Consider the following 15540-nt stretch of genomic DNA (forward strand, 5'->3'; position numbering starts at 1 on the left):
TCACCTCGCTCAACGTCCGCAGGCCCAGGCCGGTGATCGGGGAGTCGGTGCACTTCAGCTCTGACACCACCCGGAAGCCGGACAGGTGGGAGTGGCGATCTGCTATGCAGCCGACCAAGTACATTGCCTAAGAACTCCCAACAGAATGATCTTGTAATAAGGTTGTAATCGGTGCGTCAACCTTAGCGTAAGGAAGGGCGATCAGTTTCCTTGGATCGTGTCCGATGAATCGTGGGTACAGATCCGAGCTACTGCACCCAGTGATCTCCCTTGTCACGCGGATCGTCCGGGATGCTGCGATTGACTGACCGCAAGGCGTTATGCCCCATCCTGTTCGCGCTCTATATACGGGGATCCAGTGGGAATTTCCCGTCCCAGGAACTCGGCTTCGGTTGCGACATGACCGCGTGGTGGCAATTGCGGAACTGACGCCAGGCCGGACTCTGACAGCGGCTGTACGAGAACCTGCCCGCCGAGAGTTCAACGCGGCGCACACTGGACTGCTCGCGAGCGGAAATCGACAGCTCGCACGTGTGTGCCCTCGAGGCGGCCCAAAACGGGTGCGAAAACCAGTCAATCGTGCCAGGTCACCGATGGGCATGGAATCCCGCTTCGCCGACGCCAGCAAAGTCAAGCAAATGGCAGCCGTTCGCCGATATAGCAAAGGCTGTCTCGCGAAGGACGGATAACCGGCGCCGAGCTGGAGCTCGCGACCTACTCCAACGCAAAATCACCAACAAGGACCGGCGGCGAGCTTTTCCTCACCCGCCTCTTCTTCCATCAAGCCGTGTCTGCATTTTTACACCTAAGCATCATGAGCTCATGACAGGTCCTCGGCAGAATTGCATGATTTCACGAAAGCCGACGGACGTGGTTGACACCAAAACCGCCCCACGTATGGAATTGTCTTACAACAGGCCACCCCTCCGGGGCGCCGCGATTCGTACTCCTACAGCGAGTGTCTGACACACATGTCAGGAGGAAAAATGACATAAGAAAAGCCCGCAACCAGCATGGAAGACGGTATGACAGAGGACGTAGAGCCTAGCGCCCTTCGGGAAGAAGAGATGGACATTGCAGGTGGCGACGAAGGCAACCTTAGGCCACCTCGCAAATAATGTCTGAGTTATACAGAGGCCTGAAAGCACTCAAAGCAACAATCCGACGTCAGCACCGAAGTCAGAATTGAAGGCGCAACAGGGCACGATAGGGCAGTTTTCGAGACAGACCGGCGACAACGCCCACGCACTGCTGCCCGCATCACGTGATCGACGCACCACTTCACCACACCATCCAAACAGTACCGGTGGAATTCTCGCCAAGGAGGCTTGACGTTGCAATCAAAGACATCTCACGTATCGAGATGGAAATGCGTCGTGGTATCGCTGCTGGCGATTATGACTAGCATAGCGGTCACCACACCCGTGGCACAGGCCGACACCACACGTATCCGAACTCGCATCGAGTGGGATATCGCCGACCTTATCGGCGGAGGCTTTTACCTCCAGGCACGTCCTGCTTGGCGCAACATGCTCGACCGGGTCAGAAGTGCCGTCGGTCACCACTATGGACCATACAACGCGGGTGAAACCGAGGACCGTCCCGGAACCTACACTCGTATGGTCGAGGTCGCATTTACTTTCCACGGACGGGTTGATGGGGCGGTCTACTTCGATTCAGAATCCCTTCAGATGCTGGGCTTCTGGACGCCGAACGGATCAAATCAGCCCGCCACGCTGTGGGGTTTCAGCAACACGCATCGGACGCTCCGAGACCTCATGTCACAGGACATGGGACACCCGGTCGCGGTGCAAGAGCTCCCGTTCAGTGGCGACTTCCTGAACCTGTCAAGCTCCGTCTTCCAACACACTCTTCTTACTCGTGGCGCCATGACTCGGGGGTTTACGAACTTCTGGCACTTCACCCCGAACATGAGCTCGACCGCCCAGCGGCTGTGGCAGGAGGCTTTCATTGTCATCTGGCAACTGACCGTCGGAGCCGCGACCAGCGACCAGGTTGCGGGCGACGTCTGGTCTGGGCTTGCACAAACCACGGCAGATAGGCCGCTCCCGGATCGATCCCTGGTCGTGGAGGAGCAGTGGCGTTCAATCTCCCGCTGGGTTCACCGAGCCGCGGACAACAGGGAAAACCCGGGAGTCGGGCGTTCCCCGTTCGCCATCAACGGCCAGAACTACCGCAGCATCGATGAGCTTCTCCGACCTACCACGGCCGGCGGCATCGACTACATGATGATCATGGGATCAGCGCGCTAATACGGTTCCAGAATGTTCGCCCTGCAGACGCGCCAGCGCTGCAGGGCGAACCGTAACCGGCGGCACGACGCCCCCTTCATCCACGCTATGTCAACATCACGGCGGCCGCGTGGGTGGCCGCAAAACCCGGTGTCGCGTCGTGTACGGCCTCCACACAACACTCGTCGAGCGGCGCTCGACACCACGATCAAGACGGCCAGCACCTCCGTGACATGTAGCGCTGAGGCCAGTCGTGGTGATGATCTGATGTGGACATACTTCGCCGGTATCCGACCCTCAAGATGGCGGGAAAGCTATCGATGGCCGCCGTCGGGAAGATCGTCCCTCAGCTCTGGCCCGTCCGGGTTGAGTTCGAGGCTGCGCCGGAACCGGGCCATCGCCTCTTCGGCCAGGACCATCGCCGTCGCTGGTCGGACGCGGATAGCAGTTCGGCGGCAAGATCCGGAGAGATTCCGCCGCGCAACGCGTGGACGTACTTGTTGGGCCCAACCCCAGGTAGTACCGGGCCTCGGCGGCTTCGGCCCCGAGGAGCCGCCATTGCCAGGCCACGATTTCCGCCCAGCGGTCCAGCGCCGCTATCGACTGATCGTGTGCGTCCGCGTCCATGCATAACTGGTCAAGCGGCTTGTTGACGACTTTGAGGTCGTTGGGCTCGTCCGCGAGCAGCAGGCGGTAGACGTGATCCCGAACCGAGCGCCCGGCAACGCACCGCCCCTGGCGAGCAAGCGCCAGAAGCCCGAACCCGGCACCTCACTGTGGTGCGGCAAGACGCCGGCGAACCATACAGACCATTGTCCTGAGCGCGGGCGATTCACCAGCGTAAGCGGCTGCTGGGCAGCCGGGTGATCTCCGAGCGGCCGGGCTAGGTCTGTTCAAGGGCAGTGGCGATATGGAAGCCGAGCCATCTCTTGGCCAACAGTCAGGACAGCGACAACCATTCACAGCCAGCCTCTTCATCACATCGGTTCACGCCAGCAAAGCTAAGCAAACAGCAGCCGTTCGCCGACATAGCAGGTGCTGTCTTCGCGAAGGACGGGCAACCGGAGTTGGGCTGGGCCTCGTCACCCACGCCAACGCCAGAATCACCCATCGAAGGATCGGCGGCGAGCTTTTCCTCACCCGTCGCTTCCTCCATCAACCCGTGCCTGCATTTTTCCATCTAAGTATCCTGAACTCATGATCAGCGTCCAATAGCCCTGGTCGTCACGGCGTACGACGATTTCGTGGCAGTCGCTCACGCTGATACCGACTCGTGTTCCCGGTATCCCCCCAGCTGTGAGAACAGCCTCTGGTCGGTGAGCCTGCCGTCGGAGTCGAGCAGCACCACCGCGTAGCGCGTTGATACCGGTGTTTTCGTTGCACGACAGGCATTTCGCCGAGGCCGGGTGTCTCGGTCCGCCTCAGGTCCAGTGTGCGTCGTACGTGCGACGGTCCGGACGAGCCCGCGAGACCGCTCACTGGCGCACCACTGGACGCGGAGGCTCGATCGGCCAAGGCTTTCCCAAACTCGAGCGCTGGGACGATTCCCGCGGTCGTGGCTAGCGGGACGAGCCGGGTTGTAGTCCGTGCGACTTCCACGGGGTCGCACGGGCGGTCGAAGTGCCGCTGCTACGGAATCGGTCGCGGATGTGGGAGTCGAAGCATGAACTCCGGGAATGGTCAGCCCCGCCGAGCAGGATCGAGATCGAGGGCTCTGGGGTGCTGCGGCACGGGACCGCGCGGAGCTCGAATCCGATGCTGGTCGGCGGGCCTGGCGCTATTCGTCGAGTGATCAGGCCGCGACCCGGTAGGCGCGGATGATCGTCACCTCACCCGTGTTACCTGCCGCGTCAGTGGTCTTGGCCCGCAGTGAGACGAACTTCGCGTCCTTCGCGTGCCGCACCACCGCGTGTCCACCGCCCACCGGGGCCCGCTGCCACGTCTTGCCGTCGTCGAAGGACGCCTCGACCACGATCTCGCGCACCTTCGGCGTGCCGGTCTGCTGCTCGACCTTCAGCGGCACGACGAGCACACGGCCGTGCGCGGTGCCGTTGCCGTCGAGTTCGGGCACGAAGCGAACCACGGTCTGCGGCAACGTGGTCAGCTTGGCGGTGTGCGCGGACTTGAAGGTCCATGCTGCGGTGACCTTCGGCGACAACTCGCTCTCGCGAGTCTGCTCCATCTCGGCGCGGTAAGCGCCTTCTCCTGGTGGGACGGTGAAGTACCTCCACGTGCGCCCGGTCGCCTCACCAATCATCGTGCCGTCCCTGGACAGCGTGATCCGCGCGGTTGTCGTCGCGCTGGTGCCGTGGCCGCCGTTGCTGTCGGCGAAAAGGGGCGACCCGATCATCATGTTGTCGCCGTGCCGGTCGAGCGTGCGGCGGAGGCCCGGTGAGACGGACGGTCCCAACACCGGGGCGCCCAGCGTCAGCGTGTACTTCTCGCCCGCGCGCACGGGACGGAACGGCGTGCGGGTCGCGTACTGGAGACCTGTCTCGTTGCTGCGTTCGTAGTTCCAGGACCACTGAACGCCGGCGGCCGTCACCAGCTCGACGGCACGGCCGCCGTCGGGCACCGGCATGGGCTGGTCGTCGAGGCCCACGCCGTGCTCCGGCCTCGGTTCCGCTCCGACGGTGTAAAAGCTGCCGGAGCCTTCTGTGCGGAAGCCGATCGTCATCTCGGCGAGCTCGGTCGGCGCGGCAGTGCGCTCGTACCCGGTTGGCACGCGTTCCCGTTCGGTCCACATAAGACGGTAGTTCACCGTGGTCTTGGCGTCGCGTGGGGTGCCGGCGAACTGCTCGGAGAACGACGTCGAGAAGTCCGGTGTGCCTGGTCCGAGCTGCGCGGTCCACACGTAGCCGGCCAGGGTGTCGAACCCCCAGGAGTCGGTGCGCAGCTCGCCCTTTACCTTGCGGGCGAACGTGATCGTGGCGGTCTTGGCTATGGCGTTCGGATCAGGAGTCTTGAGCACCACGGGTTTCGCGGCCCTGGCGTCGAACGTGAGCGCGGCCCCGTTCGCCGGGTAGAAGCGCGGCTGCACGACGTAGGCGAAACGCTCCTCACCCATGTCGATCATCGACCGGACCAGGTAGTCGCCCTTGGGCAGGCGCAGCTGCCGCACACCGAGCGCCCCCATCGCCTCGTACCGGCGGCCGGTGTCGGCGTTGATGAAGACGGTCTTGTAGTTGTTAGTCGGCAGACCGTCGGCACCGAGAACGGTGAATGGGACGTCGTAGCTCTCGATCTCGCGGGTGACACCGACCAGCGTGCGCACTCCGGTGGAGGTCACCACCTCGCCGCCGTAGGCACCGTCCGGCGCGTTCACCGTGGTGTCCGCCGTGAGCACGACCTTGACCTCGCCACCTGCGGGGACGGTGATCTCGTTGTGGGACAAGGTGAACATGCCCGCGGGTGCCTTGCCGCCGGGTCCGCTGATGTCCGCGTGCAAGCCGAGCGTCACGGGTTCGGAACCGGAGTTGCGGTAGGTGAGCTCGCGCACGATCTTCTCGTCGTCGTCGTGCGGCCACTGCCGCAGGCCGAAGTTGACGTTGCCGGGTTCGACGGTCACCGGTTGCGCCAGCGCTCGTGGCACATCGACCCGGCCTGTTCCCTGGTCGAACACCTTGAGCGATGGATTCGCCCTCGCCGAGGCCATCACCTGCGCTTTGATCCGCTGACCCGACCACTCCGGGTGCTGCTGCTTGAGCAGTGCCGCGACCCCGGCGACGTGCGGTGTAGCCATCGACGTGCCGGACATCGCGACGTGATCGTCCGTTCCAGCCTTCGCAGCGACGATGCCCACACCGGGCGCAGTGACGTCCGGCTTCACACCGCCGTCCGCCGTGGGGCCGCGGCTGGACCGGTCGGCGATCATGTCGTTCCTGTCCACCGAACCGACAGTCAGCGCCTCCTCGGCGCTGCCGGGAGAACCGACCGTACCCGCGTCTGGTCCCTCATTGCCCGCCGCTACGACGAACAACGCACCGCTCTCACGGGAAAGCCGGTCGAGCGCCTCCTCGACCGGGTCGACCTGCGGCGTGTCCATGCCGCCGAGGCTCATGTTTACCAGTGCGGCACCCTGATCCACCGCCCACTGCATCCCGGCCAGGATCCACGACTCGGCGCAACCTTGGACGACGCACACTTTGCCGTCGAGGATCTGCGCGTCCGGCGCGACCCCACGGTACTTCTGGCCATTGCTCGCTATCGTCGCCGCGACGTGCGTGCCGTGACCGGCGTCGTCGGTGGCATCGGGGTCAGGGGTGAAGTTCTGTTCGGCGACCTGACGGCCGGCCAGGTCCGGGTGCTTCTCGTCGACACCGGTGTCGAGCACCGCGACCTTCACACCCTTGCCGGTGAGCCCGGCCTGCCATGCCTGCGGCGCACCGATCTGCGTGGTGCTGCGGTCGAGGGACGGCTTGCGCACGCCGTCCAGCCACACCTTGTCGATCGCGCCGCCGCGCAACGCCTCCCAAGCGCTGCCGGACTTCCGCACGTCTCCGCTGACCGCACCGAGTGCCGAAACCTGCTGCTCCCCGGACAAAGCCGGCACACCGCTCGATCGCGCGCCCGCCGCCGAGCGCACGATCACCGGCACCGTGTCCCGCATCGAGTCGTCGTAGCCGAACTCCAGCAGTGACGTGACGTCGAACAGACGCCGGTCGAGCTTTCCGCTCAGCACCAGCGGTTCCGCGTCGGAAGGAACGGCGAACTGATGGCCGTTCTCCTCGAACCGGTGCACCGGCACCTTCGACCGGCCAGGCCCCGGCACATACCCGACGACCTGCCCGCCGGCGACCCGTACCCGATCGCCGGTGATCAGCGTCACGCTCTGACCTCGTTCACCCCGCTGCGTCCGGGGCTCCTCGGCCTGGGCGATCGATGTCGCCGTGGCGATGAGCCCTGCCATCGACACAAGCGTGGCGATCTTCCGAAGGGCACCTCGCTGCCCTGCTGCCATCGTTCCTCCAGCGGTGAAGTGGCGGAGCTAGAACCGAGCTGGCCGCCACGGACAACCACTCTGGCCCGCAAGCGCCCTTAGCGTTCCCGCCCGGCCGCCAAGCGCTGGATCAGCCGTCGATCCGTCATCTGCGGGATCGTCATCTCACCGGTTCAGCAGCCCGCGCCTGTAGTCTTGCGGGCAGCGATGCGCACTATGCACCGTTCTGGGGCTGTCTCCGGATCGGCACGATGGTGCTGACCAGCCGCAACGGTCTCGACCAGTTCCTCTTGGACCAGCCCTTCGAGCGGTGCCGGCTCACTGAACTCCCTTATGCCCGAGCGTCGAGAGCGGCTGCATGGATCGACGGCGCGAAGCTCAGATACGGGTGTGCTCCGAGGTAGTGAAGCGACGGCGCTACGAGTGCCTCTGAGTGAGTTGCCTGAACTTAACGGACTTGAGAAGTTTTATCTGGTATTGCGAGACTGGCAGCAGGTTTATCTTCTTAGCACTGCCAGCAGTATGGGACTGAATTCACCAGTGAAGCCGACGACGTTCTCGACTACCGCCAGCTGTTGTGAGGCACTCGACCTACGCGTTCTGCTCCACGAACCGGTCCCATTACCAGTTTACTACAGCACACCTATCCAGCATGTTTCCACAATGACCTTAGGGTGCCACTAGTCGGTTGGGCGAGCAGGCGGCTCGGATCCTCCGGCGATGCCACCTAGCTCGTGGTCCTCAATCTCGACACCGAGAGTGCTAGGACTTTTCTCAGCCAAATCTTCCTGGTTACGGATTTCGCACCTCGCTTGTGGAGTGACAGGGCCATTTCAAAGCCTGGTTTCCAGGTCGCTAGCCCACGTGTTCGGATGGTAACCGTCGGCGCCCGCACCTTGCTCTAGTTCGACCATATGACATCGATCCAGGTAAGCACGCTAGCCCGGTTGCACAAAATGATGCTTTCACGTCGGTTCTTCGCGGGATGCGAAGCAAACTCGGCTTGCCTCGTGCTTGTCACGTGGGTGCGTATCAGCGTTGATTGAGTTCGGCGGCAGCGCGTTCGCCAAGCGCATATAGACCACGGTGTCGTCGGGTGTGGGAGTCATGGGTGACGTGCAGTGGGTCAGTGATCACAGGAGCGCCATCCCCCGCAACGCCAGAAACCGCTTTGTCACCTGCTCCACCAGGAGACGTTCCTCTGCATACTCACTGCGACTTCTCGATTGCCGCCACGTTGCATGCTGCATGGGCCGCCACGGCTGAAGCGATGAGCGACGCCACCTACACCGGCACATCGACAAGCTGGGCGAACTCGCCACCGCGGTTTCGGCGGTCCTGCCGATCACGCGTACAGGAGGGATAGCGCAGCGCCCCAGAACACGGCCAGCGCGACTCTTTCGTTCGTCGCGCCGACCTGTGAACCGGAACAGCGACTGGAGAGCTGCGCGCGTTGACGAGTAACGACCTGGGTCGCGCCGCCTCCTGGTGTGTCGCGTACGCCCTGCCCGACGTTCCGTCATGCTCTTGGGATGGCCGCTGAACAGTCGGAAGACGCGCCGATCGCGTTCTTGTCACATGCCAGCGAGGACAAAGACTCCTTCGCCGAGCCACTCGGTCGTGCCCTCGCACAGCTTGGCGTCGACCCATGGCTGGACAAGTGGGAGATCAAGCCGGGTGACAGCTTAGTTCAGAAGATCTTCGACGAAGGCCTCTCTCGCAGCCAGGCCGTCGTGGTGATCATCTCAGCAACGTCCATCACCAAGCGGTGGGTGCGCGAGGAACTGGACAAGGCCACCGTCGACCGGATCGAACACGGAAGGCGGTTGATACCCATCCGCCTCGACGAGGTCGAGATGCCTGCGCCACTTCATCATCTCGTCTGGATCAACGCCGAGCGCACGCCTGAGGGTGTCGGTCATGCAGCGGCGCGCATCGCAGATGTCCTGCACGGCAACAGTTCGAGACCAGCGGTGGCAGCAAAGCCAAGGTATGTCACGAGTTCCGCACCTGTCCCTGGTCTGACGCCAGTGGACTCATTCTTGTTGCTCGAGGTCATCAGGGAGGCGATGGAGGTTGGCCAGACGAAGGTCATCATGTTGCACAACATCAAGTCGAGAGCAGTGCAAGCAGGCCTGGGAAGTTCCATGATCGAGGAGTCGCTTCACGCTCTTCATGAGCAGTACTACGTGCTCCCCTCGACGAGTGCAACGAACAGCGTTCGACATGTCGAGCTGACCCTGGACGGATACAGCGCTGGCATCTCCTACGTCGTATCTGACATCGATGAGATCCACACACGAGTCATGGCCGCGCTGGTCAACAACCCGCCGTCGGGTACTGACACGCTAACTGAACTCGCCGCACAGGCGCATGCCAACCGGTTCGTGGTTGACCAGTGCCTCCATCTCCTCGAGGCGCACGGGCATGTGAAGGCGAGCCGGTCCATCGGCGGTGGGGTGAGAATCCAGCAAATCAGCCCGACCTTGCGTCGGCTCCTTCCCTAAGGGACGGTCTCGGCAAGCTCCGAGCCCAATCTCCCAGCGCGTGCCACGACCACCTGCGCAAGCTCAACCCGGAGCGCAACAACAAGGTCTCGGGCGCGATCCATACTGATCTTCAGATCGGACCGAAGTGTGTCTGCGGAAATGGGTCGCTGGTGCGCCGCCCAGTGCCGGTATCCGCCCCTCGCGCGCGTTCAAGCTCCGCATGTTCGTCGGGTGCATCAGTTGTGGGTCCGCTGCGTCCCAGGCCTTCAAGATCCAAGTTCGCATATGTGGCCTGCGGTACCTTGCCAGCCTGTGAAGTCGCCTGGAGCATGCCGGGCCCCGACCTCGGCCCAGCCGATCAGCAACACCGGCCCCACAGCGTCGAACGCCGCCTTGCCGTACTCACCCGTCAACAGCGGATCCGCCACGTTCAGCGCCAACGTCACCGCTCTCACGAAGAGCGTGAACCTTCGCAGCGGTTGCAACACCTCAGCCGACGCACCACGCAAGGCCAGGTACCTCGTCGCGAGGAGGAGACCAAGGACCGAAGGTCGACCGCAGGCGCTATGAGCGGGGCTACCCACACCGGGACGCTGAGGCGCAGGGCGCGGTTGAGGACGTTGCCGAAACTGAAGAGGAAGGTGAGCCCGACGACCGTCGCCATGATCACCGTGACCGCCCGCTCGACGTCCTGGAGCACGCCGGAAAGTGCGCCCGAGGGGCCCGAGGACATCCCTGGGACTAAGGATTCGGGCCGCCGCCGAGGCGACCGCGCCCACCGGCATGGCGGCCGCACACCAACTCAAGTCAACGAAGCCGCCGAAGTCAACGAGGTGGTGCTGGACGTCAACGGGGTCGGTGCGACGCACGGCGACGCGGTGGCTCTGTGCGAACTGCAGTTCCAGCTCAACGAACTGGGCCTCGCCACCCGGCCAGGTCGTCCAAGCGGCACCCTGGGCTCGACAGCGTCGAGCCTGGCTGCGTCCGCTGAGATCGTCTAACCGGCGGGCCCAGCCGACTCCTCCGAGAACTCCGCCGAAGAGATCCAGTCCTCTGGCCTGGGGGTCTTGTAGCCGTGCTCACTCAGGGCCGCCAAGAGCATGTCGACCTGCTCGTGCACCTCGTTGATCGCCTTGTCGCCCTGCTCCTGCTCAACACGTGCTTCCAGGACCGCACGCTCTGCGGGGATCTCAAGCCAGCTCTTCAGAGGTTCGGCAACCGTAAGGCCATCATCCTGGGCTTCACGGACGGCAAGTGACAGGCTGAGCTGCGTTTCGAGGAATTCGGCGGCCGCTTCCTTCAGCGCTCCGAAAGCTTGATATGCGTTGCGGTGCGCCTGCGCCACGGCAGCTTGACGCCGACTCACCTGCGGAGCTCTGGTCAGGTCCATCCACAGCAGGTTGAAGATCTCGCTCAGGACGACGGCTTCGCTGATCTTCACCGTCCGTTGCCCGTTCTCGATCTTCCAGATGGTGGCCTGGCTGAACCCGAAGCCACGCTCACTCATACGCCTGGCCAGTTCCTCCTGGCTCATGTCAGCGCGTTCGCGGAACTCGCGCACGTTGGTCGCAACGTGCTGCTCGATGTCAGACATCAGAGGCCCCAGTCACTCGTCGCCACCACTCCAAAACAGAGTGTTCACCCATGCCGAATTCTAGTCTATTCTGATGCGGAGTCGCCTATGAAACCACTATAGATTCAACCGCCATCATCCCCCGCCGGCGCGGCACGCGTGCACGCAACCGATGCATGCAATCCGGTATAATCCGTAGTACTATTTTGAGGATCCTCTGGAGGTTTGATGCCCGTCAGCTCGATCGCGAGTGCTCAGCCCCGCATGCTCGTGCTCGCGCGCGAGTCGCGTGGGTGGCGGCAGGGCGACGTCGCGAAAGAGATGAAGGCACTTGACGGACGAGACGATTCGAAGATCAGCCAGGCCTACGTCAGCCGCGCCGAGTCGGGAAAACTTATCGTCAGCGGCGAGCGACTCGATCTGTTCGCCCACGCACTCGGTTACCCAGCGGACCTGTTGACCCTCGACGAAGGCGAAGTCGGCGCCGGTCCGGGGCTGGTGCATCATCGCAAGAAGCAAGCCCTGGGCGCTCCCGAACTCCGCCGCATCCATGCCGTTCTCAACCTCACCCGCGTGCAACTACGAGGTTTGCTCGGCGATGCACCACGAGTGGCCGACCTCAAGATCCCGCACATCACGGTCGACGACTACACCTCGCCCGAGGACGCCGCCAGGGCAGTGCGGAACGAGTGGGCACTTCCGCGCGGTCCCCTCAGCTCGGTGGTCACGACCTTAGAGGCTGCCGGCGGCTGGGTGTTCTCCCGTTCTCTGATCGCTCCTGCGGTTCTCGACTCGGGCAACGAGTCGGTTCCCGTGGACGCAGTGAGCAGCTGCCCGCCCGGCGAGGACCCGATCATCCTGCTGAACGAAGGCACACCGGGTAACCGCCAGAGGTTCACGCTCGCACACGAACTCGGGCACATGGTGATGCACCCCGTGCCACATCCGGACCAGGAGAAGCAAGCCAACCGGTTCGCCGCGGAGTTCCTGATGCCCGCCAACGACATTCGCGATGCTCTTGCCGGAACGATCGACCTGAGCCGCCTCCTCGACCTCAAAGAGCAGTGGCGCGTGTCGATGTGGGCTCTCCTGCGTCGCGCGCACACGCTCAGCGCGATCAGCGACTGGCAGTACCGCACGCTCGCGGTCGAGATGTCGAGCCTCGGCTACCGCACCACCGAACCCGTCAAGCTCGACGCAGAAAAACCCTTCGCAGTTCGCGCGGCCGTCGACAAACAGTTGAGTCAGGGCCGCGACATCGAGTCCTTGGCTCAGGCGACGCTGCTTCGCACTGAAGAGTTCAGCCGGCTCTACCTCGATCTCAACCCGCTGGAGCACCCGAACCGCCCCATTCGACACCTTCTGCCGAGGTCACGTCATGAACAGTGATATCCCTGTGCCGCTCCAGCGACCGGGTTCCCCGGTGCCCGACCGAGCCAACGCCCTGCTGGCCCTCGGCATGTCACCGAAGCCCCTGACTCCACCCGGCGCGGTTGCCGCGTTGACCGACCGAATGCTCGTGCACGCCAGCTTCGACGCCGGATACCCGCTCCTGAGCCTGTTGCCCGCTGACGTGAGCGGCCTTGCGCTGCGCGGCGCCAAGAGCCTGAGGGGCATCCGGGAGCTGCGCCGCAACCAGTACAAGGGCGTACTGGTGCACGACCCCGAGGGCTACTCAGCCGCCGCGGCGACCACCGACGAGCCCTTCGTTCTCCCCAAGGACCACGGCTTGTTCGGGGTCTCGCTCGACGACGCCCTACAAGCCCAGATCGACGCCGGGGCGACCGTGGCCATGACGCCGACCGGGTACTTCCTCGCCGGCGACGCCGACCCATTGAAAGCCGCGGGCGACATCGTCACGAACCTCGGCCGGGACGACGTACTGTTCAGCGTGCCGATCGACATCGCCTGGCTGACCAACGACAGCTTCCCTCAGTTGCTCGCGGTCCTCTCGCGGATCCCCGTACCGAAGGTGATCCTGCTCGGCGGGCAGTTCGACCCCATGGATAAGTACCGGGCCGCGGTCGCGAACCTGCGGCGGCTCGTCGCCGAAGGTGGGCACGTCGCCGTGTTCCGCACCGACCTCACGGCCTTCGACGTCATGAGCCACGGAGCATTCGCCACGTCGATCGGCACCGGTGGCAGCTTGCGGCACGTCGTCCCGTTCGGCCAGTTCCCCCGCGCGAGCAAGAAGAAAGACTTCTCCCCCAGCGTGCTGTTGTCCGACCTCATGACCTTCCACAAGGGCAGCCTGCTCGCAGACCGCTTCGCGAACGCCCAGCAGCCGATCACGTGCGCCTGTTCAGCGTGCAACGGCAGGGGGCTCGACACCTTCCTGGCCAAGTCCGATACGTTCGCCGCTCACGCCCACGGAGTGCACATCTGGAACTCCTGGATCGCGGACCTGCTCAGCCAGCGTGTGCTGTTCGAGCGCGCCGAGTGGTGGCAACGCAAGTGCGCCTCAGCCATCGACCACTGCGACGTCATCAACGCCCAGATCGAGCAGCCCGGCGCGTTCAAGGCACCTCGCCCGCTCAAAGCATGGGCGGAACTGCCTGCCTGGTCCCCTATGCCTGCTCCAGCTACGGCGCCGTGACCTGGGCGTAAAGCTCTTCCGCGAACCGCCACTGCGCCGGGGTGTGCCGCCTGCGCACATAGGGCTGCGGCTCGACGAGCATGGTCAACTTTCCTTTGGTGAAGACGCATACACCCGTGCCGTAGAACGACGCTCTCATCAGCAAGTCGTCCTGGTCGGCCGGCATCGACGACAGCAACACAGCCCTCGCACAAAACGGCGCGAACCGTCCAGCGCGTTCGAGGCCAACCTTCCAGTCCTTCGCGGCCACTAAGGCCAGCCGCGCGGAGACCGGTGCCACAGCACGCCGGATCACCCGCTCGTGGTCAAACTCAACGGCCCCGGAGGGCGCAGCACGCAGCATTTTCCGCTGACCGGCCGTCAGCTCGTTGCATGCGACTGCTTGTCCTACCGGCAGGTTCATCAGCAAGTCCAGCAGGGCCAAGGACGGCATCGCGCCACGACACCCGTCGCATGATCGCCGCCGCGTTTCGTCAGAATCCTCGAGGTACGCCACACCTGCCATCGACCCGAACATCCGAACCACCGCGACGTTGGTTCCCCACAGATCGAGAGCCGCTGCAGAAGCGCCGTCCGTGCCCGTCGCAGCACGAACCGCGGCCGCCAGAGCGGTCGTCATGACACCTTCACCTCGATCGTCGCCAACTCTGCGGTGAATGACCGCATCGACTTCCACACCTTGCCCTCGACCCTGCGATACCAACGCCGTCGATCAGGCAACGTCCGTGGAAGCATCTCCACAAGACCCGCTTGGAGCAAATCCCTGATCGGCGGGTAGTACACACTCGGCGCCACCTGCTGCTCCGCAGCCAGCTCCGACAGGTTCACACGCCCGTCTGAGGCATGCGCCAAAGCCGTCAGCAACTCCAGCTTGTGCCGGTTGCCGAACAGCAACATCGACGCCCTTCGACCAGGTGGGCACTCGGCGAGCGACATGAGACGAAGAGTAGTGATTCGCGAATCGCGATTCAATGCACACGCGCAACCACCAGTTCGGCCAGCTCCGCACGGAGCGAGACAACAAGTTCACGCGCACGCTCCATGCTGATCTTTAGTTGCGTGCGCAGGGTGTCCGCAGCAATCGGCCGCCGATGCAGCGCCCAATGCCTCGCGTCAGCCAGCCGAGCGAGCTCAAGGTCATCGAGGTGCTCCCCGACGTCGGCCACGCCCTGCTTGCTATCGAGGGCCACAACCTCATCACGAGACTGCTGCCCCACCTGAGCGATGGCTTGAAGCATGCCCGGCCCCACCTCTGCCCACCCGATCAGCAGCACCGGACCGACCGCGTCGAACGCGGCCTTGCCGTAATCGCCGGACAGCAACGGGTCCGCGATGTTGAGCGCCAACGTCACCGCGCTCACGAAGAGCGTGAACCGGCGCAGCGGCCGCAAGACCTCGACGGTCGCACCGCGCACGGCCAGGTGCCTGGTCGCGAGAAGTAGACCAAGGACAGAAAGGTCGACGGCGGGCGCGATGAGCGGCGCCACCCAAATCGGGACACCGAGCCGGAGGGCGAGGTTCAGGACGTTGCCGAAGCCAAACAGGAACGTCAGCCCGACCACCGTCGCCATGATCACCGTGACCACACGCTCGACGTCCTGCAGCACCCCAGAAGCGGTGCCCGAAGAGCCCGAGCCGGGCCCGAGATCCCCGACCTGCGACGACACGGGACGGCACGAAGCGGCAGAGGC

The 15540-nt window shown here is 64.0% G+C and carries 11 protein-coding genes; 5 read left to right on the forward strand and 6 right to left on the reverse strand.

Annotation, left to right across the window (positions count from 1 at the left end; translation table 11 throughout):
* The first annotated feature begins 1376 nt into the window (after nucleotides 1-1376).
* Nucleotides 1377-2273 (forward strand): hypothetical protein, encoded by an 897-nt coding sequence (locus ABZX92_RS32380; RefSeq protein WP_355567763.1) that lies wholly within the window; start codon nucleotides 1377-1379, stop codon nucleotides 2271-2273.
* Nucleotides 2274-3192: 919 nt separating this feature from the next.
* Here ABZX92_RS32380 and ABZX92_RS32385 read toward each other — a convergent pair.
* Both ABZX92_RS32385 and ABZX92_RS32390 read right to left on the reverse strand, forming a co-directional pair.
* Nucleotides 3193-3408: a hypothetical protein gene (locus ABZX92_RS32385; protein WP_355567766.1), complete on the reverse strand. Its 216-nt coding sequence runs from the start codon at nucleotides 3406-3408 to the stop codon at nucleotides 3193-3195.
* A 636-nt stretch (nucleotides 3409-4044) separates the two neighbouring features.
* Nucleotides 4045-7161, reverse strand: a complete 3117-nt coding sequence (locus tag ABZX92_RS32390; protein WP_355567770.1) for a S8 family peptidase — start codon at nucleotides 7159-7161, stop codon at nucleotides 4045-4047.
* A 1562-nt stretch (nucleotides 7162-8723) separates the two neighbouring features.
* Between ABZX92_RS32390 and ABZX92_RS32395 the strand changes: the two genes are divergently transcribed.
* Complete coding sequence (locus ABZX92_RS32395) at nucleotides 8724-9698, forward strand: toll/interleukin-1 receptor domain-containing protein (protein ID WP_355567773.1); 975 nt, start codon at nucleotides 8724-8726, stop codon at nucleotides 9696-9698.
* Between the two features lie 644 nt (nucleotides 9699-10342).
* Nucleotides 10343-10681, forward strand: coding sequence for a hypothetical protein (locus ABZX92_RS32400; RefSeq protein ID WP_355567775.1), 339 nt, complete (start codon nucleotides 10343-10345; stop codon nucleotides 10679-10681).
* Here the strand turns inward: ABZX92_RS32400 and ABZX92_RS32405 are convergent.
* Entirely contained in the window at nucleotides 10678-11274 is a 597-nt protein-coding gene (locus ABZX92_RS32405; protein ID WP_355567778.1) for a helix-turn-helix transcriptional regulator, read from the reverse strand. The genes ABZX92_RS32400 and ABZX92_RS32405 overlap by 4 nt on opposite strands.
* Before the next feature lie 207 nt (nucleotides 11275-11481).
* On the opposite strand from ABZX92_RS32405, the gene ABZX92_RS32410 reads away from it, so the two are divergent.
* Nucleotides 11482-12642 carry an XRE family transcriptional regulator gene (locus tag ABZX92_RS32410; protein WP_355567781.1) on the forward strand — a complete coding sequence of 387 codons (1161 nt, stop codon included), beginning with the start codon at nucleotides 11482-11484 and terminating at the stop codon, nucleotides 12640-12642.
* A gap of 34 nt (nucleotides 12643-12676) precedes the next feature.
* Nucleotides 12677-13849 carry a hypothetical protein gene (locus ABZX92_RS32415; protein ID WP_355567784.1) on the forward strand — a complete coding sequence of 391 codons (1173 nt, stop codon included), beginning with the start codon at nucleotides 12677-12679 and terminating at the stop codon, nucleotides 13847-13849.
* On the opposite strand, the gene ABZX92_RS32420 is transcribed toward ABZX92_RS32415, so the two are convergent.
* From ABZX92_RS32420 to ABZX92_RS32430, 3 genes are read right to left on the reverse strand one after another with little or no spacing between them, the layout of a single operon-like run.
* Nucleotides 13836-14468, reverse strand: a complete 633-nt coding sequence (locus ABZX92_RS32420) for a hypothetical protein (RefSeq protein ID WP_355567787.1) — start codon at nucleotides 14466-14468, stop codon at nucleotides 13836-13838. The genes ABZX92_RS32415 and ABZX92_RS32420 overlap by 14 nt on opposite strands.
* A complete protein-coding gene (locus ABZX92_RS32425) occupies nucleotides 14465-14785 on the reverse strand; it encodes a hypothetical protein (RefSeq protein ID WP_355567790.1) in 321 nt (106 codons plus the stop codon). Before ABZX92_RS32425 ends, ABZX92_RS32420 begins: the two co-directional genes overlap by 4 nt.
* Nucleotides 14786-14817: 32 nt before the next feature.
* The gene (locus ABZX92_RS32430) at nucleotides 14818-15456 is read right to left on the reverse strand and encodes a hypothetical protein (RefSeq protein WP_355567793.1); all 639 of its coding nucleotides are present in this window, start codon (nucleotides 15454-15456) and stop codon (nucleotides 14818-14820) included.
* Between the last annotated feature and the right edge of the window lie 84 nt (nucleotides 15457-15540).

This window comes from Lentzea sp. NPDC006480 (genome assembly GCF_040611995.1).
Taxonomy (GTDB): Bacteria; Actinomycetota; Actinomycetes; order Mycobacteriales; family Pseudonocardiaceae; genus Lentzea.

Coding starts and splice junctions, on each gene's coding strand:
- ABZX92_RS32385 (WP_355567766.1), bottom strand. CDS start 3,408: ATGGAGGAAGCGACGGGTGAGGAAAAGCTCGCCGCCGATCCTTCGATG.
- ABZX92_RS32390 (WP_355567770.1), bottom strand. CDS start 7,161: ATGGCAGGGCTCATCGCCACGGCGACATCGATCGCCCAGGCCGAGGAG.
- ABZX92_RS32395 (WP_355567773.1), top strand. CDS start 8,724: ATGGCCGCTGAACAGTCGGAAGACGCGCCGATCGCGTTCTTGTCACAT.
- ABZX92_RS32400 (WP_355567775.1), top strand. CDS start 10,343: ATGATCACCGTGACCGCCCGCTCGACGTCCTGGAGCACGCCGGAAAGT.
- ABZX92_RS32405 (WP_355567778.1), bottom strand. CDS start 11,274: ATGTCTGACATCGAGCAGCACGTTGCGACCAACGTGCGCGAGTTCCGC.
- ABZX92_RS32410 (WP_355567781.1), top strand. CDS start 11,482: ATGCCCGTCAGCTCGATCGCGAGTGCTCAGCCCCGCATGCTCGTGCTC.
- ABZX92_RS32420 (WP_355567787.1), bottom strand. CDS start 14,468: ATGACGACCGCTCTGGCGGCCGCGGTTCGTGCTGCGACGGGCACGGAC.
- ABZX92_RS32425 (WP_355567790.1), bottom strand. CDS start 14,785: ATGTCGCTCGCCGAGTGCCCACCTGGTCGAAGGGCGTCGATGTTGCTG.